This is a genomic window from Acinetobacter sp. NIPH 298 (genome assembly GCF_000369505.1).
Taxonomy (GTDB): Bacteria; Pseudomonadota; Gammaproteobacteria; order Pseudomonadales; family Moraxellaceae; genus Acinetobacter.
Map to the genome: position 1 here is coordinate 806940 of NZ_KB850055.1, position 22606 is coordinate 829545.

The 22606-nt window shown below is 38.1% G+C and carries 20 protein-coding genes and 2 pseudogenes; 14 read left to right on the forward strand and 8 right to left on the reverse strand.

The window, feature by feature from the left end:
- The first annotated feature begins 45 nt into the window (after positions 1–45).
- From F903_RS08895 to F903_RS08905, 3 genes are all read left to right on the forward strand, one after another.
- On the forward strand, positions 46–942 hold the full coding sequence (locus F903_RS08895; RefSeq protein ID WP_005089484.1) for a hypothetical protein: 897 nt from the start codon (positions 46–48) through the stop codon (positions 940–942).
- A gap of 246 nt (positions 943–1188) precedes the next feature.
- A complete protein-coding gene (locus tag F903_RS08900; RefSeq protein WP_005089486.1) occupies positions 1189–3651 on the forward strand; it encodes a hypothetical protein in 2463 nt (820 codons plus the stop codon).
- 320 nt (positions 3652–3971) lie between these two features.
- The gene (locus F903_RS08905; protein WP_005196402.1) at positions 3972–4895 is read left to right on the forward strand and encodes a YagK/YfjJ domain-containing protein; all 924 of its coding nucleotides are present in this window, start codon (positions 3972–3974) and stop codon (positions 4893–4895) included.
- A gap of 117 nt (positions 4896–5012) precedes the next feature.
- On the opposite strand, the gene F903_RS08910 is transcribed toward F903_RS08905, so the two are convergent.
- The 5 genes from F903_RS08910 to F903_RS08925 all read right to left on the reverse strand — a co-directional run bounded on the left by F903_RS08910 (position 5013) and on the right by F903_RS08925 (position 7460).
- Positions 5013–5771 carry an NYN domain-containing protein gene (locus tag F903_RS08910; protein ID WP_005089494.1) on the reverse strand — a complete coding sequence of 253 codons (759 nt, stop codon included), beginning with the start codon at positions 5769–5771 and terminating at the stop codon, positions 5013–5015.
- A 165-nt stretch (positions 5772–5936) separates the two neighbouring features.
- The gene (locus F903_RS08915; protein WP_005089495.1) at positions 5937–6506 is read right to left on the reverse strand and encodes a hypothetical protein; all 570 of its coding nucleotides are present in this window, start codon (positions 6504–6506) and stop codon (positions 5937–5939) included.
- Between the two features lie 48 nt (positions 6507–6554).
- Positions 6555–6971, reverse strand: a complete 417-nt coding sequence (locus tag F903_RS08920; RefSeq protein ID WP_005089497.1) for a hypothetical protein — start codon at positions 6969–6971, stop codon at positions 6555–6557.
- Between the two features lie 51 nt (positions 6972–7022).
- Entirely contained in the window at positions 7023–7172 is a 150-nt protein-coding gene (locus tag F903_RS16680) for a hypothetical protein (RefSeq protein WP_005089499.1), read from the reverse strand.
- Positions 7173–7181: 9 nt separating this feature from the next.
- A complete protein-coding gene (locus F903_RS08925; protein WP_005089501.1) occupies positions 7182–7460 on the reverse strand; it encodes a hypothetical protein in 279 nt (92 codons plus the stop codon).
- Between the two features lie 30 nt (positions 7461–7490).
- Between F903_RS08925 and F903_RS16685 the strand changes: the two genes are divergently transcribed.
- The 6 genes and pseudogenes from F903_RS16685 to F903_RS08950 all read left to right on the forward strand — a co-directional run bounded on the left by F903_RS16685 (position 7491) and on the right by F903_RS08950 (position 12128).
- The gene (locus F903_RS16685; RefSeq protein WP_005089503.1) at positions 7491–7652 is read left to right on the forward strand and encodes a hypothetical protein; all 162 of its coding nucleotides are present in this window, start codon (positions 7491–7493) and stop codon (positions 7650–7652) included.
- 544 nt (positions 7653–8196) lie between these two features.
- Positions 8197–8430, forward strand: a complete 234-nt coding sequence (locus F903_RS08930) for a hypothetical protein (RefSeq protein ID WP_005089505.1) — start codon at positions 8197–8199, stop codon at positions 8428–8430.
- 39 nt (positions 8431–8469) lie between these two features.
- Positions 8470–9489 (forward strand): DUF932 domain-containing protein, encoded by a 1020-nt coding sequence (locus F903_RS08935; RefSeq protein ID WP_005089506.1) that lies wholly within the window; start codon positions 8470–8472, stop codon positions 9487–9489.
- 164 nt (positions 9490–9653) lie between these two features.
- Entirely contained in the window at positions 9654–10793 is a 1140-nt protein-coding gene (locus F903_RS08940) for a YqaJ viral recombinase family nuclease (RefSeq protein WP_005089507.1), read from the forward strand.
- A gap of 114 nt (positions 10794–10907) precedes the next feature.
- Complete coding sequence (locus F903_RS08945; RefSeq protein WP_005089510.1) at positions 10908–11804, forward strand: recombination directionality factor; 897 nt, start codon at positions 10908–10910, stop codon at positions 11802–11804.
- Positions 11805–11900: 96 nt separating this feature from the next.
- Positions 11901–12128, forward strand: a pseudogene (locus tag F903_RS08950) (helix-turn-helix transcriptional regulator).
- Between the two features lie 143 nt (positions 12129–12271).
- Here the strand turns inward: F903_RS08950 and F903_RS16415 are convergent.
- The 3 genes and pseudogenes from F903_RS16415 to F903_RS08960 all read right to left on the reverse strand — a co-directional run.
- A pseudogene (locus tag F903_RS16415) lies at positions 12272–12538 on the reverse strand (transposase); the annotation flags it as partial.
- A gap of 107 nt (positions 12539–12645) precedes the next feature.
- Positions 12646–13980, reverse strand: coding sequence for a TrkH family potassium uptake protein (locus F903_RS08955; RefSeq protein WP_005196403.1), 1335 nt, complete (start codon positions 13978–13980; stop codon positions 12646–12648).
- A gap of 11 nt (positions 13981–13991) precedes the next feature.
- Positions 13992–14642, reverse strand: a complete 651-nt coding sequence (locus F903_RS08960; RefSeq protein WP_005089519.1) for a potassium channel family protein — start codon at positions 14640–14642, stop codon at positions 13992–13994.
- 195 nt (positions 14643–14837) lie between these two features.
- Here F903_RS08960 and kdpA point away from each other — a divergent pair, with 195 nt between their 5' ends.
- Genes kdpA through F903_RS08985 form a run of 5 tightly spaced genes read left to right on the forward strand, consistent with a single transcriptional unit; the run spans position 14838 to position 22569 of the window.
- Positions 14838–16544, forward strand: coding sequence for a potassium-transporting ATPase subunit KdpA (kdpA, locus tag F903_RS08965; protein ID WP_005089520.1), 1707 nt, complete (start codon positions 14838–14840; stop codon positions 16542–16544).
- 16 nt (positions 16545–16560) lie between these two features.
- A complete protein-coding gene (gene kdpB / locus F903_RS08970) occupies positions 16561–18573 on the forward strand; it encodes a potassium-transporting ATPase subunit KdpB (protein ID WP_005089522.1) in 2013 nt (670 codons plus the stop codon).
- Positions 18574–18582: 9 nt separating this feature from the next.
- Positions 18583–19194 carry a potassium-transporting ATPase subunit KdpC gene (gene kdpC / locus F903_RS08975; protein ID WP_005089524.1) on the forward strand — a complete coding sequence of 204 codons (612 nt, stop codon included), beginning with the start codon at positions 18583–18585 and terminating at the stop codon, positions 19192–19194.
- A 13-nt stretch (positions 19195–19207) separates the two neighbouring features.
- On the forward strand, positions 19208–21856 hold the full coding sequence (locus tag F903_RS08980; protein WP_005196404.1) for a sensor histidine kinase: 2649 nt from the start codon (positions 19208–19210) through the stop codon (positions 21854–21856).
- An 11-nt stretch (positions 21857–21867) separates the two neighbouring features.
- Positions 21868–22569: a response regulator gene (locus F903_RS08985; RefSeq protein WP_005196405.1), complete on the forward strand. Its 702-nt coding sequence runs from the start codon at positions 21868–21870 to the stop codon at positions 22567–22569.
- Positions 22570–22606 lie beyond the last annotated feature (37 nt).

Sequence of the window (22606 nt, forward strand, 5' to 3'; positions counted from 1 at the left end):
ATAAAATATATATGATAAATAAAGAATAATTGAAATGGAGGTTTTATGGCTTATGTAAATAGAAATGAATTATTTGTATTTGTTTTTGAGGTATACCAAGGGTTTCTTAACTACTGTACGAAATCTACATATGAGCATGATGTCGAAGCACCTAACAGAGATGATTTGAATCTAGCTTATTTGCAAGATATCCGGAGAAATTTTAACGAAGAAGAATCACAACGAATTGTTGAGCTTATGGAACAGCCTATTTCTGTCAAAAGAAATGGTAAAATGTATTCAAGTCACGACTTCCTAGAAGTTTTAAGGCTCATTTTAGAACTGATAGAACAGTTTGATGAGCTCTCAGATAAAGAGATAAAAAAAGCGTATAAAGAAATAATTAGTCAGTATGCTGAGATGGATGTAGATATTCTTTTTAGCAAGAAAATTCATACTAGAATAAGAGGAGTGCGTGGAGCAAATAAACGGTATCAAAAGAGCCTATATAAAAAGCATCAAGTGATTTTTGACTTTATGCTGAATAAAGCTCAAACCCAAGGCAAATGGGATAATCTGAATACAGCTGTAGACAGTGTCTTACCAGAATTAGACCTTGTACTTAAGCAATTTGATAAAAAATGGATAGAAACCCAATTAGAAGAAAAAATGAAATTGTTAGCAGAACTTCAACGAGAGTTCGAAAAGTATAAGGTAAATCCACCAAGCAATAAAATAGGCTCAGGTATCATAATCACAGCGACTCGAGAGCAGACCTTTATCAATAAAATTAGAGAACTTCAGGTTACATGTCGAGAGCTTCAAAATGCCTTGCAGATGGATGACCCATCAATTTTGCTGAAGAAGAAACTTCCATTTAATACAGCTTATCAGCCAGAAGTCATCAAAAACCTATTACGAAGGCATGAAGATTTGCTCTCTCAAATCATTGGGCCAGAGTAAAAAATTGAATAAATTTCATTTTAAAGTAGAGAAATTGGGCTCTGATAGGGGACAAAAATGCACATATTTGTGCATTTTTTTTTGTGTTTTTAAGAAGAAAAATCGGTGCAAAATAAAGTTTTATTAAGTGATTTTTACTGTATATTATGATATTTTTATAAATACAATAGGTGATTAATGTGAAATTATAAAATTTAGAATTATATTTCTATGTATTGCTATATAAAGATCTAAGCAGAGTTTAGTATGAATTTACCTTTCGAAATTTCGAATGAAGATTTTTTTAAATTACTAAAACATAAAGTTCACAGCTCATATTCAATGCGCTATGTAGATGGGTTGGCTGAGAAAGTAGCTTTTAAAGAAACAATTGATACTTTGAAGCGGATAGATAATTTTGCACAAGAAGTCAGCGATGATATCTGGGATGCCGAAGTACTTATTTCGAAGTTCAGCAATAAAAAGGATCAGAATCAGCTTGAGGAGTTCTGTAATTTTTTTAATGGAATACGTTTGCAAAAAGGTTTAATTCCACATCCTGAAATGTTTGTTCATCTCTTTTTTAGGAGTGTGTATGAGACATTTAAGCTGCTTGACCAAAACTTAGGATTTGAAATAAGGGCGAAAGATGGTAATAGTGTGTACTTACCATTCCCTAAAGAGAAAAATGATGAATATGCTAAAAATGCATTCATTCTTGATAGTCACCAACAATTAACGCAATGGAGAATCGGAGGAATCCCTTATCAGCGCATAGCTCAACTGATAACTCAAGTCCGAGATCAGATTGATCGTGGTATAAATGAACATCGTAAGCAGGAAATAAATACATTTGATAAGTTAAATCAACAAGCTAAAGGGTTTGATCATTTACTACAAATTCACTCCACCATTTATGTATTCGCAATAGATATTCAGATACAAGATTTTTTAAAACCACGTTCTGACTTATTGGCTCAAGTTGGAATTATTCCAGTCAGCCCATTGGCTGATATTAATCTTATATTAGCTAGTTTCCCACATCTTCTCAGTGCAATCACCAAGGTTGAAACTTATAGTACTAAAGATGATTTAAACTTACATTGTATTTTGACGTTGAAACCATCTAAAAACTTTTCTGAGAAAAACTCAATTTCCATGCTACAACAACAAATTCAGAAAGCAGTGGGGGATATATACCATGTTAGGATTCGCAATTGGAATGAGGTCATTAGAAGAAATTACTCAAAGATTGCTGTAGGTTTAATTAAAAGTTCACAACCTAAAAATATTGAAGCATTTAAATATTGGATACTTAGCTTTTTCTTTAGGCTAGATTTATATATCCAGCCTGTTTTATCAAATCTTTTTAAAACTAATTTAAGTGTAAATCACAATTTAAGTGGAGAAATAGCCCGGGTAAGAAGCAATCCGCCAGAGGCTTTTAATAATTATGATGGCTATGTTAAAGATTCTAATTCTATGGAAAAAGTGCTAGAGGCAGCAAATAAAGCATGTCAGCCCTTTTTGTGTGAAAAGGAGCTTAAATCGGTTTGGACGATGCGTAACCTTCCTAAAACTAGCCAAGCCTACATTGAAGCGGTGATACATTATTTTCGTGAGATTGAATCTGATCCCAAAAAAGTTCAATCCATGATGCATATTGAAATATTTATTGAAACATTAATTACAACAAAATTAAATGCATTTGAGCTCAGTGTATCGGGTGATCACGAACTGCTGTCAAGGTCGATTTTACGTAAGGCAGTTACAAGCCTTGGCCGACAATTTATTTTGTTAGGTGAAAGTGAATTAGAGAATCAAGCCATACGAACAATACAAGATTTCCAATTACATGAGAATGGGCTATTTGAAAAAAGCAAAGAGACGTCAAAAATGCTCACAAGTTTATTTACCTCTAAAACATCGATTATGCATATTAATCGCTATATTTTTGCTTTACGGAATATATTCACTGAAATACCTCTTGGTAATAACGGTAAATCAATTAAAGAGATTAGAATAAATGCTTATAGAAAATATAAAAAACGTTTAGAAGTAGCTACTAATTTATTTCAATATTTGTTGAAACAGGATTGTTTAGTATTTAGACTAACTGTTGAGTTGATTCCAAAGTTTGGCTCTATACCTCAAGAAAAACTAGCAGTTTTATGGACTGCATTTTTACATCAGGCACAAAGGGCAAAACCTTTATCATGGAAAACAGGTTACTTTGGATTATGGAGTCAAAATGAAGAAGGGCATTTCTATGCCGATGTCTTTATTACATTTGACCATCGAGTATTCACTGATCCAACATCTATAATTCAATTGTTAAATATGAGATGGCGTAAATTTGTAAAAGAAAAAGCACTGTCAGAGTTGGAACTGGTTGATTTATCTGAGCTTAAAAGTTTTAAAATACAGGGAAAACCAATAATGCAGTCTGATGAAGAATATTCATTAGATCGATTGGTTATTGAGTCAACCAATAAACATAGGAAATCTGATTTTTTACAAAAAATTATTCCAACATTCTTAAGTCACAGTATTTTTATAGAAAATTCGATTAAGAGAAGAAGATTTGAATATCAGAACCCCGATGCTAAGTTGCTGATTAAAAGTAGCATTGCTGTTGTTGGAAGAAAGAAAGTTGTGCCAAAGAAGCTAAATAAGAAGAAAATCTCCAGTTCACCATTAGCTGCTCATAAGGATGCAGATGAACCATAACGTAACTTAAGCTTGTAAGATTTATTATAGACTTCTGTGATATGTGGGAATGCATATAGTTTAAGTGCCCGTGTATTACAGTCTTTTAATTTATAAGGGTTACTGGGTTATTAATATAATAAATACATCTTTTTAATAAATATATTTATTAAATCTATTTAATAATTAATATATCTTTAATATCTTAAGTAGTATTGCTCTATCTATATCAATTCATAATTATCTATATCTAAGTAACTCATTACATAACATAAGCACACTCTGTAAAACTTAAATAACTTCCTAGTTATATGTACTTCAAAACTAACTAGGAAATACCTATGAATGCATCTACTCCTAATTTTAATGAATCTAAAGTGTTAATGGATATAGAGAACTTTATTATCTCAATGACTTATGAGAACTACACTGAGCAAGGTTTTAAAGATGGTCTAATGCAGCTCATTCCTCAATTTAAAGCAATCTATCAACCCCACTTAAAATATGCTCAGAGTGTTGAAACCTTTCATTCTTTGACGAAAGCTATTGATGAAATGTTGAATGGTGAAGATATCTCTGTTGTAAGGCATCTTACTCCTATGCAAATGTCTCGTTTATTAGAGTTGCTACACTACGGGAAGTTAAATTTTGCACTTGAGGTTATAGGGTTAAAAGCTCAAGAGCAACGTAACCAGCGTAGTCTTCGTGAGTATCTAGAACAACTTACTAAACACTACGCCAAACTATTATTCATTCGAATAGATTTGAGTATCGAGCTAAAACATCAGCATACCGTAGGCATTGAGCAGTTTAATGCCTATTTACGAACTTTCATAAATAGAGTGCAGAACCAAGATACATGCTTTAAAGGTTTACAAGGTTATGCGTGGGCTTTAGAACAAGGAGCAACTAAGGGTTATCACTGCCATCTTCTACTAATCTACGATGGGCATAAACATCAAAAAGACTTTGGTATGGCAATACAGGTTGGGCAGTGCTGGAGTGAGATTACGGCTAACCAAGGTTATTACTTTACCTCTAACTCCCCTGACTACAAGAAGCAATTTCTAAAGAAAGGTAAATTGGGGGTTGGTATGATACATCGATCTAAACCAGAGCAGGTACAGAATGCCATCAATGCAGCTGTGTATCTTGTGAATCCTGAGAAAGATAACCAACACCTTCGGGCAAGAGTGTCAAACATGCGTAGCTTTGGTAGGGGGCGGTATGAGATCAACAAGCGTAGGGGGAGCTGTTTAAGCTGAATAAAAGAGTTCAACAAGATTTCTATAAGAAAGTAGGATGTGTTACGTATTACAGCAATACACATCCTATGTAATATTAATTAATCTAATCAATATAGCTCTATTTGGGTCTTGAAACTATTTAAATCGAATATACATATGATAAATTTGAGAAGAGTCATTTGGTTTACGTTTATCTATTTCTAAATAATTTAAATTTTCTACTAATGCACTTAGTTTCTCATAACCGTAACTACGAGGATCGAAGGATGGATCACTTTTAATCATATATCCACCTACTCCAGATAAAGCAGCCCAATCTGAATCTTTCGAAGAAGCATTAATGGCAACTTTTAGTGCATCTTTTAACTTTCTATCTTTAGATAAGGCAACTTTTTTAGGTACCTTGGGCTCTTTCTGATCCTCTGTTTCTGTAGATGCTACTTCTTCAACTTTAGGTGTAAGATTTTCAACAAAAATAAATTGATCACATGCAACAATGAAGGCATTAGGAGTCTTTTTTTCTCCAAACCCATATACAACTAATCCATTTTCTCGAATTCTTGTTGCTAATCTTGTAAAGTCACTATCTGAAGAGATCAAGCAGAACCCATCTAAATGACTTTGATGCAGTAAGTCCATTGCATCAATAATTAGAGCAGAGTCTGTCGCATTTCTCCCAGACGTATAGCTAAATTGTTGGACTGGTTGAATTGCATGTTTATGTAATTCTTCTTTCCATGATTTTAAGTTTGGTTTAGTCCAATCACCATAGATTCTTTTGATGTGGGCTGTTCCAAAACGAGCGATTTCTTTTAGTAAGTTTTCACAAACAGAAGCTTGAGCATTGTCAGCATCGATTAAGACTGCAAGTTTTAAATTATTTGTTTCAGACATTGATTGATTTTTATCAAGAAATTAATCAAATCTATAATGAAATGATAATAAATACAATATCTTGTTGTTTTTATTGTTTCAAATATATTTTCTTACTATGTTAATTTTATCAAATTAACATAGTAGGGATTATAGTTTTATTAGTGTGTACCTATTCTCATCGAATCAATCTTCGGCAAGGGCACGATAGGTAATTTTTCCTCGTGTGGTATAGAGATAAACTTCATTGATTTCATCTGCTCTACAGCCATCTAAAACCAGCTTAAATAAATCGCCATAATTGGTTGGAGTCGGAAATTTGACGGTATAAGGTTCTACTCCAGCCACAATACAATTTTGATTGTCAGTTTCGACTTTATCAATCACATCGTTAATTTCGGACACCACTTTTAATCGGGTGATGTCATATGTGGTTTGTGTGACGACGGTAAAGTTTGGGTACGAGTCAACAGGGCGAAACTTTACTTCCAGTGTTTCACTTGGTAATAGTTCACGTTTAAGTTGTGGTGGAGGAATCTCAGCATTGTCAGCACCTTCATAAATACTGTCTGGATCATAACGATCATGAGCAATTGCAGCAGTTTCTGCTTCTTGCTCTTTCAATTGCTGTTTAGAGTTATCTTGATATTGAGCGGTGGTTGATTCATTGGTCGTCTCTGATGAGGATTGTTCTGGTGTCTTATGGCATGCTGTTAAGATCGATAAAATGACAGCCGTGATGAATATTTGTTTCATGACGGGTTTTCCTTTTAATTTAAGTCTGGAAGAGATACATCGCTTGTTTTACTGAGGGTCAAACTGAGTACGTTGAACATACTTCAGAACGGCTAGCCCCTTGATGTACAACCAACGGTCATTAAAATTCTCGGCATGATAATCAAAGACTTGATAAGCAAAGTCATCAAGATCAATTAACTTCTGTTCTTTTAAATCCTTTCCTTCTCGAATCATTGCATTTAAATCACCGCTATAAATGAAATAACGTAAACGATCCCCTTTAGGAATAAGCTGCCATTCTCTGCTCAGTGCAACAAAGGCATTACAATTCACGTTGCCATCACAACGTTTAACAATGGGGGCGGAAGAGGGGTCATTGACGAGTATCATCACTGTATTCATATCCGCATGACTCAGCGTGGCAGTAGATAGGCATGCTGCAATAGCACTGCATTTGAAGAATGCTTTAATTGGTTTGTTCATTAAAATTAAATCCTGATTATTGTTGTTAAATAGACTTTTGCTTTAGTTCCGTTAGTTAAACATCGAGATTGGCCAGACGATCGCTTTACCTAAGTTGTAGGCATAACTCCGATCTGCTGTGGCACTGCAACCTTTTAAATAGGCAGAGAACAGCAGGGCAATCACGATATAAATACCGATAACAATATGTTTGATTTGCATGTTGAACTCCTAACTTGACTGGCAAGCTTGAGCTGCACGAAGCATTTGCTCACTAAAATCATGGGGAAGGTCAAGTTGACTAACCTGTTGCTCACCTAGCTGTTCCATAAATTGAGGGGAGTAGTGAGCTTCTAACTTGTCATAGACACAGGAACAGGTTGAACGATCTGTACCACCAGACTGGCAACCTGCATTAAAGTCACGTTTGGATTTACTTTCACAACCTGCAAGAGAAATAGCCGTCAGTAAGGAAAGCCCTACAAAAGACAGGCGATAAGAAATAGACATAGTAATTCTCGTCATTAAAGAGGATGAATGATGTCTAATATAAAAAATTGGTTTTTCTATCTAAAATTACATGGACTAGGGTGGTGGTTGTTTATTCCATCCAGCCAATTCCATCAATATATAGAACAAGATCATAAGGATGACGAAGCCAAGAAAGGCAGGGCCGAGCCAAATCACGATACCAATCAATAAAATCAGACGTGCAAAAATCTTCAAAGTCAAAGCAAAGGTATGCTGTACGACTTGAATGAACGAGATGAAATTGGAATAAAGCTAAACGCTAAAAAAGAAACAGTCATGATTGACTCCTGTATGTATAGAAGTTCTACCGCATCACTGCTAAATAATGGTGGCAGAACGAAAAGGGGTTAGCAGACTGGACATACAGAACCAGCACGCGCGGACGCGTCCCCCTCCCGTTCTACCGCAAAGGGGGACGAGAAGGTTTTACGCACAAGAGTAATACTCAGACGAGTAAACCCTGATGCGCTGTATGAAACGGTCTGCTAAAACCGACTGACCATGAGGGTCAGCAAGCTCATCATAATCATAACGATTTAACAGGTCAATTCGATTTGTCCCGATGTTCTGTATAACCCAGTAAAAAATAACCAGCCATACGATTCCAAATTATTTCAAATACATATTACTGAAATGAAGTAAAACCAAGCATTGAACTAATGGTCTCTGCTATAGCGTTTTTAAACACTCATTTCTTAACTCTTGGAGAACTTCCATGTCGTATTTGGAAACAGAAGAAGAACCGTATAGTCCTCGCTTTAGAGAACCACAACCACCGCAACTCAGCCTTGCAAGTGCTCCCACAACTTTGGCGATATTGGGCATGAACCTTGCCAAGTCGATGGGTTTTTCATCGATGCTGGGTGGTGTAGCAGGCGCAGCCTTAGGTGGGATGATTCTAGTTCTGGCAGATCAAACCCGATCTAGCATTAGCACACATAAATACTGAACAAGACACAATTTACAGCAAAATTAAAGGACATATCTTATGGCACATTTAGTAGAAACAATGGCTTTTACAGGACAAACCCCTTGGCATGGTTTAGGCAATCCACTCACTCCACACCAACCGATTGAAGTGTGGGCACAACAAGCAGGCATGGATTGGCGCATCGAATCTTCAGATGTTAGTTATATGGCGCAAAACCATCGGGGGCAGAACATCATTATGCCCTTTGAAGAACAACGTGTTTTATACCGCTCAGATACCCATGCACCTTTGTCCGTGGTGAGCCAACGCTTCCAAGAAGTGCAACCCAAAGAGATTCTTGAATTCTATCGAGACCTGACCGAACAATCAGGCTTTGAGCTGGAAACAGCAGGAGTATTGAAAGGTGGCAAGAAATTCTGGGCTTTGGCGAAGACAGGACAAAGCAAAGCATTAAAAGGTAATGATGTGAGTAACGGCTATATTCTATTAGCTACGGCTTGTGATGGCACCCTTGCCACAACAGCACAATTCACGTCTATTCGCGTGGTGTGTAACAACACCTTAGCGATTGCACTGAAAACCCACAACCATACATCCAACAATGCTGGAGTGGTCAAAGTACCTCACAGCACTCGCTTTGATGCAGAGAAGGTCAAACACCAACTCGGTATTTCAGTTCGAGCATGGGACGAACACATGTACCAAATGAAACAGCTCAGCGAACGTAAAGTGACTCAGCAAGAAGCTGCTGCTTTCTTTGATCGCGTCTTTAACGAGAGCAACTACTATGCTGATCCAAGCATTATTCACTTCAACCGCAATAACCCGAGCAATAAAACTGAACCGAATGGCCGTGCTATGTCAAAAGTCATGACCATGTTTAACGGGCATGGCCGTGGTGCAGAACTCAGTTCAGCCAAAGATACAGCTTATGGTTTACTGTGCTCAATCACGGAATTTATTGATCATGAGCGTCGGGCAATGAGTACTGATCATCGACTCGATTCCGCATGGTTCGGAGCAGGCGCAGCCATTAAACAACGTGGTCTAGAACAAGCACTCAGAATGGTGGCTTAAACTAAAGCTACTATTCAGTTTGATTTAAGTTAGTCCTTTTAATCTACATTTACCGATCAAACCGTACAAACACACGCATACCCCCTTAGCCACATTCTCCAGATGTGGCATTTTTTATGCCCGAAATTCAGCTTTTACGATTTTATCGATACAGGAACATAGCAATGAACAGTCATCACCACATTCAAAACAACTTAAACCAGTCACCTTTACAACCTTATCCTCAACCGCTCAATCCGACCACACAGAAGTCAAAAACTCAAGTTGAAGTTGGCACACGAATGAAACGCGACCGACCCAATCAACAGCCAAGAAAATCCAAAGCACCCGCAGCCAAACGCCTCGCCAACACTAAACAACTCAACTATCAACAATGGCTAGAAATCCGTAAACAAGGTATCGGTAGTAGTGATGCCGCTACTGCCTGCGGACTCAATCCCTATATGTCGATGCTAGAGTTGTGGATGATCAAAACAGGTCGAATGCAGCAGAACATCGAAGATGAAAGCGCAGGCTATGCGCCACTGTACTGGGGCAAACAACTTGAACCATTGGTGGCGGAATACTATAGCATGCACACTAACCACAAAGTCCGTCGAGTCAATGCGGTGCTGCAACACCCTGACGAGGATAAGCAGTTTATGCTCGCCAATTTGGATTATGCCGTGGTGGGCAACCCAGATGTGCAAATCTTGGAATGTAAAACAGTCGGAGAATATGGCTCAAAACTCTGGCGAGATGGTGTGCCTTTATATGTGCTGTGCCAAGTCCAACATCAATTGGCGGTAACAGGTAAACAGGCTGCGCATATCTGTGCCTTGATCTGTGGACATGAAACTAAAATCTTTAAAGTGACACGAAGCGAAACGGTGATTCAGCACATCATCAATGCGGAGCGTCACTTCTGGCAATGTGTTGAGTCGAGTATTCCACCGAGTGTCGATGCCTCGGATTCAGCAGCCAAAGCCTTACAGCAACTTTATCCTGAACAAAGTCCATTAACTGTAGAAGACCTCAGCCAAAACGAACAGGCCAACTATCTCTTTAACCAACTGTTAGAAGAGCGACATAGGCTTGAACAGCATCAACAGTATTTCGATGAGTTAAAACATCAAATACAGATGCTGATGAAAGATGCGGAACGTGCGGTATTTACAGGCGGTTCAGTGACGTGGAAGAAGGCACAAGACTCCACCACATTAAATAGCAAAGCTTTACTGAAACAACACCCTGAATATCTACAGCAGTTCCCACAAACCAAAGTAGGGACACGAAGATTTCAGATTTATCCGAATGGTGGATAACTCATTCTTTATCCACATTTATTACCTAACACAACCAACCCAAAACCAATCGATCCCATACCCCAATAGGTGTGGGATTTTTTTATGTTCAATTTTTATTTAAAGGAATTCATTATGATTAAAGGTTTAGCAATTACTCCGCCTGTTCTTGGTCGTATCAGTATCGGCAAGATCGTGGAAAAGAACGGTAAACGTGTCCCTGAAAAGGATGATCAATTTACGATTACCAGTCAAATTCAAGGAAAGGAAGGGTGGATCAAGCATCCCTTGGATGAACAGCTCCGAGCTAAAGCATCTAATCAAAAACTTAGAAGCATTCCAGTGAGGATGATCTTTAACGATCCTGAACTGAATCTACGGGCAGAGTACAGTCTATTTGATCGCCAAACAGGACGATTAATCTGCTCAGGTAATGGAGAAACTTGTCAGCGACTTGGACAAAACGGGATTGAACAACATTCATGTCCATCCCCTGATTTATGTCCCTTGGCTCAAGGCGGACTATGTAAACCTTATGGCAGACTTTACGTCAACCTAGATGAATCCGATGAGTTTGGTACCTTCATCTTTAGAACCACAGGATTTAATAGCATCCGTACCTTGGCAGCACGATTACGTTATTACAGTTCGGCTTCAGGTGATTTACTTTCTTGTTTGCCATTGCAACTTACACTCAGAGGCAAGAGCACCACGCAAAGTTATCGTACCCCGATTTATTACGTGGATCTGACTTTACGTGATGGTGTCAATTTGCAGGAGGCGATAATCAATGCCAAGCAAATCAGTGAACAAAGTAAGGCAGCAGGGTTTTATCAAGAGGCTTTAGATCATGTGGCAAGACAAGGTTATGGCAATGCGAGCTTGGAAGTGGATGGCGAAGAGGGCTTGGATATTGTTGATGAGTTCTACTCGGATGAATCAAACCAGCAAGCCCAAGATGCAGCGAATCAAGATGACCGTGTTCAGGATATCCAGAAAGGGTTACAGCAATCGGTACAGGCTTTGAATTAGACGGCATTGGATCAGACTGGATCAAGTAATTTTTTATTCAGGAGACTTATCATTTGAGCAATTACTGCTCGCATCAATGATTAGGAGTTAAACATCATGAATGCGTTTACAGGTCAAACTTTTCAGATGCATCAGTTAATCAGCCTTAAGAATGTAATGCGAATTATTCAATTAGGCCGTGCAACAATCTACAATATGCTAGACCCTAAAGCAGTAACGTATGATTCAAATTTTCCCAAATAAATAAAGCTCTCTACCAGTCGAGTAGGGTGGATTGCCAGTGAACTGCATGCTTGGATTAAATTCAAAATGGCATACCGATAAAGAGGGTTTAGGCTCTCTTTTAAAAATAAATTGAAGAAAAATATATTGAATTTTAAACGGCATTGTTGCACAAATATTCAAAAGTTGAGCATAGCCCCAACCATTCAGATTTAAGTTACAACTTAGGTGTGAGGTAGGCCTATTGTCCAATTTAACCTATACCGTTTAATGAGACTTTGAACAAAGCTTGTGACCATACGCAAAGAAAGACGAAATAAAGATTTGATCATTAAAAAGTATTGTATGGCTGCGTCTGAATAAGTTTGATTTCGATCATGTTTACCTTTAGGGTAAGCGTACCATTGAGTCTCAGAATCAAACCAAATTGTTAAATTGCCAAGATTGATCAAAGCTCGATAGTAGGATGACGAATTCGTTGTACGATAGATTTTGAGCGTAGGCTTATTCATTTGGAAATTATATTGCTGAATAAGCCGTAATGAAAAGGTTTGTGCAAAAAAGCCTATTTATGATATTTACTCTTCGTTTAACTATATCCGAAAAGTTAGGTGAATAACTAACCAATTTGAATATGCGTATTGGGGTGCTTTATACGACTCTTTTTGGGGGTCGCAATGAGATACGCAATTGTTAAAGCACCTAAACGACCTGCAAACATCAATAGTATTAGAACTAGCAAACTTCCTTCATGCAATGAACCTGTTGTGTTTCGAGATAGACCTACAGTACTAATTGCTGATATAGCTTCGAACATCAAATCCAAGAAATTTAATTTTGGTTCTGAGATAAGTAAAATAAAAAAACTCAGGATTACAAAAAGTCCTGTAATCAGACTAACTGCTAGAGCTTTGAAAATATTATCTTGAGAAACGGAATAGTTAAATATCGTTACTTCATCATTCCTCCGTAGAAATGAAATAACACTGAGAATTAATATTATAAATGTGCCTATTTTTATACCGCTAGCTGTACTCAATGATCCACCACCAATAAACATTAAGATCATAATTATCAGGGTGGTAGAATCTTTAAGAGAGGCCGTATCTAGTGTATTGAAACCAGCTGTTCTAGGAGTTGTGGCTTGAAACCATGCATTTAAAAGTTGATCACTTGTTTGCATAGGGGAAAGAGTTAGGGGATTGTTAGCTTCAAGTAGCCAAATTAAAACAAAGGCTATGATATTGAGATACATAGTAGTTAAAATAACAATTTTACTATTAGCTGTTAGTTTTTTCCATTTTCTATTTTTTTTTATATCCATCAATACTATAAACCCTAAACCACCCAATATATATAAGAAACTAATTGAAATACAAATAAGATAATTGCTTTGAAAACTCATTAAGCTATCAGGAAATATAGAAAATCCTGCATTGTTAAATGCGGAAATACTAAAAAAAATAGAAGTATAAATACCTTTTACGATTCCAAATTCGGGTATAAAACAAAAAGATAGTATAATAGCACCAATCAATTCAAAAATTATTGAATAAATGACAACGCCTTTAGCAACAAATGTTACTTTAGATAAGCTAGTTTGATCTAAGCTATCTTGGGCCATAATTTGTTGTTTAAGTCCTATTTTTGGCGAGAGACTTAATGCTGCTAGAATAGCAAAAGTCATAAATCCAAGACCACCTAATTGAATTAGACAAAGAATAATAAATTGTCCAAAATGACTGAAAGCAGTACCTGTATCAATAACTGAAAGCCCAGTTACTGTCACAGCAGACGTAGCTGTAAATAATGCTTGAAGCCATGTTATTTCAATGTTGTGAGCCACTGGTAATTTTAATAAGAAAGTTCCAAAAACAATAAAACTTAGAAAGCCAAGAGCCAAAATAGTAGGAGGATTTAAGTGAATAGGTTTGATTTTGTTTATTTTTTTCATGTTAAGTCACTTTAAATCATTAATTCACAAATTATTTTAAGTTTAGCGAGTGGCCCTTCTAGAATAAGAGTGTCTCCCTCAGCTAATGGGAAGTCTCGATCTATAGTATAGAATACATCTTTAAATCGTTTAACTAATAAAATTTTAACTTCTGGAAATCTATAAATGTTTTTAATTATATTATCTTGAAAAAAGTTTTCTTGAATAGGAATTTGAACAATAAAGTGATCATCACTCAAAGACATATATCGACTTACCATAGGATAATTTAAAGATTGTGCGATTCGAATCCCCATATCTTCTTCTGGGTGGATAATTTTTTCGATATTTAAATGAGATAGAATTGTATGGTGAGATTTTGTCTTAGCTTTAGCCCAAATTTTTGTAACACCTAAGTTTTTTAAATTCAAAACACATAAAATACTCGCTTCGATATCTTCACCTATAGCTACAATTACAGCTTCACAATTTTGAATATTTAATTCTTCTAGCACGTGTTCATCAGTTGCATCAGCTATCACAGCATGTGTAATCTTATTTGAAATATTCTCAACATATTTTTTTTCTGTATCTATACCAATCACATCATGATCTAGCCTCATCAATTCTGTAGCTATGGTAGTACCGAAACTTCCTAATCCAATAATTGCAAATAAGGCCATTTCTTCAAGTCTTAATTGTTTTGATTGCCAAAGTCTACAGTACAATCTGGCAAGGTTAAAAGTTCATTACATTAAATTTAGTCTTTTGATTAATTTTTTACAGAAAATTTACGCTGTTTGCCATTTTAGATATAGAGAATTTACGCAGTCATTTTCCATACTAGTACTGACTTATTTTTTTAAATGGCATGTGCTATGTGGGAATTTATTTCCGTATTTATCCTTGCATTGGTTTTAGCTTATCCATTAGGACGCTATCTTGCAGATGTGATGCAAGCTCAACCAATGAAAAGCGATCGTTTCTTTAAATGGATCGAACAACCAATTTACGCTATTTTGAATGTGAAACAAGTAGGTATGAATTGGCGTCAATATTTTGGGGCTTTTGTGCTCAGTAATATCTTACTGGTGGTGGCGAGTGTTGCCGTCTTTATGACTCAAGCGTGGTTGCCATTCAATCCTGACAACATTCCAAACATGAAATGGGACTTGGCTGTGCATACAGCGATTTCTTTCTTAACCAATACCAATCAGCAGCATTATTCAGGGCAAGCACAACTGTCTTATTTTGCACAAATGACAGCCATTGTGGGATTGCAATATTTGTCGCCAATTATTGGGCTGGCATTGCTTGCTGCGATGTTAAGGGCTTTATTCCTGCAATCAGGCAGAGAAGAAGGTGCAGATAAGAAAGACTGGAATACGATTAATCTAGGTAATTATTGGATGGATATTATCCGACCATTATTTAGATTTTTTATTCCATTAAGTTTAATTTTTTCTTTACTGCTTACATTTCAAGGTGTCCCTGCAACACTCTCGGCGGGTCCAACAGCACAAGTCTTGGATCAAAGCACGGAAGTCAAAACTCAACATATTCCATTGGGTCCAGTTGCACCGATGGTGGCGATCAAGCAATTAGGCAGTAATGGCGGTGGTTGGTATGGTCCAAACAGTAGTGTGCCTTTAGAAAATCCAACGCCATTATCCAATGTGCTGGAGATGCTTGCGATCTTACTAATCCCAATGTCGGTTGTATTTATGCTTGGTCGCTTTGTCCAACGCAAAAAATTAATGTGGATGATTTTGGGTACGATGTTGTTGATGTCATTGGCTTCCACTGTATTCACATTATGGACTGAAAAATCTTCATTGGTTCCAAATACGGCGCTAATGGAAGGTAAAGAAGTTCGTTTTGGAGCTGAAGCCTCTGCATTATGGGGAAGTTTAACTACACAGGTGAATAATGGTTCGGTCAATATGATGCATGACTCAGCTTCGCCATTAACGGGTTTGGTTGAGTTATGCAATATGCTAATCAATGCCATTTGGGGTGGGATTGGTTGTGGTCTATTACAATTTTTTATCTATCTATTTTTAGCCGTATTTATCGCGGGTTTGATGACAGGTCGTACGCCTGAGTTATTTGGACGAAAAATTGAAGTCACTGAAATTAAGTTATTGGCACTCGTCATTCTCTTACAACCAGTGGTGATTCTTGGTTTGACGGCGATCGCCATCGCTTTCCCATCTTTAACAGGAAATTCAAATCCTGCATCGCATGGTATTAGCCAAGTGTTTTATGAATATGTGTCTGCGTTTGCCAATAATGGTTCTGGTTTTGAAGGCTTAGCCGACAACACTATATGGTGGAATCTCAGTGCCAGTGTGGCCTTATTGGCAGGTCGTTATAGCGTCCTCATCATTCCAGTTTTAATCGCAGTGAGTTTGGCAACCAAACCACAAGCAGCGGAAACTAAAGGCTCTTTACATATCGAGTCCCCAACCTTTGCGTTGACCTTGATTGGGATCGTGTTGATTTTGACCTTATTGCAATTCATGCCAGTGTTGGTCATTGGACCAATTGCCGATTATTTATCTGTGCTATCTGTGAAAGTTTAAGCGTGGAGCGACAACAATGAAACATTCAAATGCGACACAACAAATGGATATTTTGAATAAAGAAATTATTCAGCAAACTTTCCATAAATTATTGCCACAGTACGCTTTTAAAAATCCAGTCATGGCATGTGTTTGGATTGGAACGGTGTTAACCATCGCGGCAACTGTGATGGGGAGCACCAGTTTTGGATTTGGTATTTTACTCAGCTTGATCTTATTGGTAACCGTTTTGTTTGCCAATTATGCAGAAGCAGTAGCAGAAGCCAAAGGACGTGGACAGGCATCTTCTTTACGCCAAGCTCGTGAAAACTTAACGGCAAATAAAATTGCTGATCTAAATGCTACTCCAATGGTGATTTCTGCAAATTTATTAAAAAAAGATGATTTGGTGATCATCAAAGCTGGTGAAATCGTGCCTGCAGATGGTGAAATCATTCAAGGTTTTGCCACCATTAATGAGTCGGCGGTGACAGGTGAGTCTGCACCTGTATTACGTGAAGCCAATACGGATCGGTCAGGTGTGATTGGGGGTACCAAAGTTTTATCAGATCAAATTATTGTTCGTGTCAGTAATGAGGCAGGCAATAGTTTTTTAGATCGCATGATTGCTTTGGTTGAGGGTGCAAATCGTCAAAAAACACCGAATGAAATTGCGCTGAGTATTTTACTGAACATCATGACCATTACTTTTATTGTTGTGGTTGCAACATTACCGTTTATTGGTTCTATGGTTGGGATCAAAATCAGTCTGGTAATGTTGATTGCGTTATTGGTCTGTCTCATTCCAACAACAATTGGTGGTTTGTTGCCTGCGATTGGGATTGCAGGGATGAACAGAGCCTTAAAAGCCAATGTATTGGCGAAGTCAGGTAAGGCAGTTGAGGTTGCTGGTGATATTGATGTATTGCTGTTGGATAAAACAGGCACAATAACCTATGGTGATCGCCAAGCAACCGCTTTTTACCCATTGGCTGGTGTGAGTCCAAGTGAATTACGCCAAGCAGCAATGCTCACGTCTTTTGCTGACCCAACGCCTGAAGGTAAATCTGTCGTGAGTTTAGGTAAAGAAATGGGTGAAAGTATCCGTGAACCTAAAGACGCAGAATTTATTCAGTTTAGTGCTTCAACACGGTTATCTGGGGTTGATTTAGCGACAGGGCAAAAAATTCGCAAAGGCGCAGTGGATGCGATTCTAAAATTTACCCAGCAAGAGATTAAAGACAATATTGAGCTGAAAGCCCGTGTAGAACAAGTCGCGTCTAAAGGCGCAACACCATTGGTTGTTGCATCGAATCATACAATTTTAGGTGTGATTGAACTTTCAGATGTGATTAAGCAAGGGATTAAAGAGCGCTTTGCATTGTTGAGAGAGATGGGGATTAAAACCATCATGGTAACAGGGGATAATCCTTTGACCGCAGCCGCAATTGCCGCTGAAGCAGGCGTGGATGATTATATTGCTGAAGCTCGACCTGAAGATAAATTAGCTTGTATTCGTAAAGAGCAAGCCGCAGGGAAATTGGTCGCAATGGTTGGCGATGGAACCAATGATGCACCCGCTTTGGCACAAGCAGATATTGGTTTGGCAATGAACTCTGGCACGCAAGCTGCAAAAGAAGCGGGAAATATGGTTGATCTAGATTCTGATCCAACCAAACTGCTTGATGTGGTAGAAATTGGCAAGCAGCAATTGATTACCCGCGGTGCATTGACCACATTTTCTTTAGCCAACGATGTGTCTAAATACTTTGTGATTTTGCCTGCACTGTTCGCCGTTGCGATTCCTCAGCTTGATGTCTTGAATATTTTGCAGTTGGGTAGTCCAAGCAGTGCGGTGATTTCTGCATTGATTTTTAATGCACTGATCATTCCGATGTTGATTCCTTTAGCGCTTAAAGGAGTGCAATTTAAACCTGCCAGTGCGTTGCAATTGTTACGTCGTAATATGCTGATCTATGGCGTAGGGGGTGTGGTTTTTCCGTTTATTGCCATCAAATTGATTGACCTTGTTGTGTCGTTGTGGATTTAGGAGTACATCATGAATACATTAGAAAATTTCCCGCTATCTTCTGAGCCACAATCACTCTTTCGGTCTAGCCTAGGTTTAGTGTTGGTTGGGTTCTTGATTGCAGGCGTATTGTATTGCAGTGTGAGTGTATCTTTGGCTCAATTGTTATTTCCAAAACAGGCTAATGGTAGTGTTATCGAGTTAAATGGAAAAATTGTCGGGTCAAGCTTGGTTGGACAGGACTTTGCGAGTGATCAATACTTTCATGCTCGTCCAAGTGCCATCGCGTATGATGCGGATGCGGTTGGGGGGAGTAACTTGGCAGTGTCTAATCCTGAATTGCAAAAGGAAATTAAAGAAAGAACCTTGCAGTTTGCTCAAAACAATCAAATCCTTGAGCAACAAGTACCACCAGAGATGATCACTGCATCGGGTAGCGGGATTGATCCAGATATTTCACCTGAAAGTGCACTATTACAGGTGAAACGTGTGGCACAACAACGTGCTATATCCGAGCAGAAAGTCAGAGATTTAGTGCAACAACAGATTCAACCTGTTCAATTGGGCTTGTATGGGCAGGCACGAGTCAATGTGCTTCAGCTCAACATCGCTTTAGATCAATTATCATCAACCTCACGTTGATAGAGCTTAACCTATGCAGATCGACCGAAATAACAAAGCAGATGCATGGTTGGCACATAGCCAACGTGAACAATCTGGACGTTTAACCATTTTCTTGGGGGCGGCACCTGGCGTGGGCAAAACCTTTGCCATGTTGTCGAGAGCACATGAGTTGATGCGACAAGGTCATCATGTGCTGGTGGGCGTGGTCGAAACGCATGGTCGAGCTGATACAGAAGCTTTGATTCAAGGGCTGAATGTTGTTCCTAAAAGGACTGTTGAATATCAAGATCGATTTTTAGATGAAATGGATCTTGATCAAATTCTGAAGTTAAAACCTGAAATAGTTTTGGTCGATGAACTCGCACATCGAAATGTGCCCAATAGCCGTCATGAGTATCGTTGGCAAGATGTGAATGAGTTACTAGATGCAGGTATTGATGTGTATAGCACATTGAATATTCAGCATCTTGAAAGTCTGAATGATGTGGTCTATCAAATTACGGGCATTCGGGTGACAGAAACCGTGCCTGATGCATTATTAAAAAGATTAAAAGATATTCGGCTGGTCGATCTTCCTGTACCTGAACTATTAGAGCGTATGAATCATGGCAAAATTTATTTAGCGGATGTCGCTCCACATGCCTTGCAAGGCTTTTTTAAGCCAGCCAATCTCACAGCTTTACGAGACCTTGCAATTCAAACAGTTGCAGGACAGGTGGATATTGATTATCGGGAGAAATTTGTAGCTCAAGGACAAATTATTCCGATTCAAAATCATGTGATGTTAGCCATTGATGGAACTGAGTTTTCAGATGATTTAGTCAGACGAGCACATCGAATTGCTGAAAGGAGAAATGCGACTTGGAGTGTGATCTCAATTCAAAAAAGCAAAATTGAAAACAGGCAAACTTTTGCTGTTACTAAAGCATTTAATTTGGCACGTAAGTTGGGTGCAGATACCTATTTATTGTATAGCAATCAAATTGCAGCAACGATTTTACAGGCTGCTTATGATTATGGCGCATCTAATATTTTATTGGGCAAGAGCGCTAAAAAATCATTATGGCAACGCTTATCTTCAGATCATATTGCTGATCAGCTTTTAGAAAAACAACATCCTTTTGAGATTACTTTTGTTCAGCCATTAACGTTAATACATAGCGACCATAAAGCAATGATCAATCTCTCTCATCATGCTTGGTTAGAACAGGGCTTAGTATTTAATCAACGAGAAGTCATTGAAAGTATTGCAATAGTTCTGCTCGGTCTTATGGTTGCGGCAATCAGTGATCGGTTTATTGGTTATAGTGATTTAGCCTTAATTTTCATTGTGGCGGTGCTGCTGGTCGCAATGCGGGCACGCATGCTCATTACGATTATGAGCGTTTTTATTTGTTTTCTACTCTATAACTACTTTTTTATCGAACCACGATTTACCTTTCGAATCAGTGCCGAGCGTGGTGTCATTACTATTATCACATTTATCGTTTCAGCTTTATTGGTCGGGCGTTTAGCCAATCAATTACGTGCTCAGGTGCTTAGCCTACGTGCTGCAAATTCTATTGCGCTACAATTACAAGAATTAGAACGTAAACTTTCCAGTTGTGTGGATATTGAACAGGTCATGACAGTTGCAAAGCAACATTTGGAAAGTGCTTTAAATGCAGCCGTTTGGCTTAGAATTGGAACATTTGAATTAGGCGATGCCACTTTATTTAATGAAAAAGATCAGATCGCTGCAAATTGGACTCAGAAAAATGTGCAATCATGTGGACGTTTTACTAAAACATTAACCCAATCTGAATGGTGGTTTAATTCACTGAATCTAGTGGGTGGGTATGGTGTCATTGCCATTCGATTTAATCAAAATCCTGAAAGAATTGATTTTGAACAACAACGCCTAGTTGAGTTGATGATTGATGACATTGCTCAAACTGCTTCACGTGTACAGTTATCATTGCAGTTAGAAAACTCTCGTGTGGTGGCTGAAACGGAGAAGCTGCGTTCAGCCTTACTTTCATCCGTTTCACATGATTTGCGTTCACCGTTGGCTGCAATGATTGGCTCAGCGGACAGTTTAAAATATTATGGCGAACAGATGCTTGAAAGTGATCGCCATGAATTATTAGACACCATTCACATTGAAGGGGAACGGCTTGATCGTTATATTCAAAATCTACTTGATATGACTCGCTTAGGGCATCAGGGACTCACTTTGGCTCGAGACTGGATTGGTGTGGATGAGCTGATTGGCTCTGCAACGCAACGGCTTAAACGTTATCAGCCGAATGTCAAAATCAACGTGACTTTAGCAGATGATTTGCCTCAGCTTTATGTGCATCCTGCCTTGATTGAGCAAGCTATTTTTAATGTCTTAGAAAATGCAGCCAAATTTTCTCCAGAAAATGTGCCTATAGAAGTGAATATTCAGCAGATCGAAACCTATTTACAGATCGAGATTGAAGATCAAGGTGTTGGTATTCCTGAAGATGAACGTGAGCAGATTTTTGACATGTTCTATACCATGCAGAGAGGAGATCGCGGTAAAACAGGAACAGGGTTGGGTCTTTCAATTGTAAAAGCGATTATTGGCGCACACATGGGGAGTATAGAGGCTTTGGCTGGGACACATGGTCAAGGTACTTTAATTAAGATACGATTACCACTTGATCAGGATTAAAATCATCGTTTATGCCACAAACATTGAACCATCAAGTATCAATTCTTATTATTGATGATGAGCCGCAAATTCGTAGATTTTTGGATATTGCTTTGCGTGCGCAGGGCTATCAGGTGCAGGTGGCTGAAAATGGCTTGAAAGGCCTAGAAATTTTGGTGACACAACGTATTAGCTTATTGATCTTAGATTTAGGTTTACCTGATATGGATGGATTGGAAGTTTTGACTGAGTTGAGACAATGGTCAGATATTCCTGTGATTGTGTTATCAGCTCGTCCTGATGAAAATCAAAAAATTAAATTGCTTGATGCGGGTGCTAATGACTATGTCACCAAACCGTTTAGCATTCAGGAACTGTGTGCACGCATTCGAGTGATGTTTCGGACTAAGCCGCTACAGATGGAGCAAGCTTACACTTTTGATGATGGGACATTATTTGTTGATGTGGTAGAGCATGTCGTAAAATTGGCTGGGCAAGAAATTGCTTTAAGTAAAAAAGAATTCCAGCTTTTAGCATTATTAATAAGCCATCAAGGTAAAGTGGTTACACAAAAGCAAATTATGACAGAATTGTGGGGAAGTACCCATGAAGAAGATACTCATTATCTACGCATCTTGGTGAAAAAACTGAGAACCAAAATTGGGGATTCTGCTGTTACACCAAAATATATTGCGACTATAGCAGGTATAGGGTTACGGTTTTCTACATTATGATATTTTATAACTTTTCTTTTTAAATACTTTATAAAAT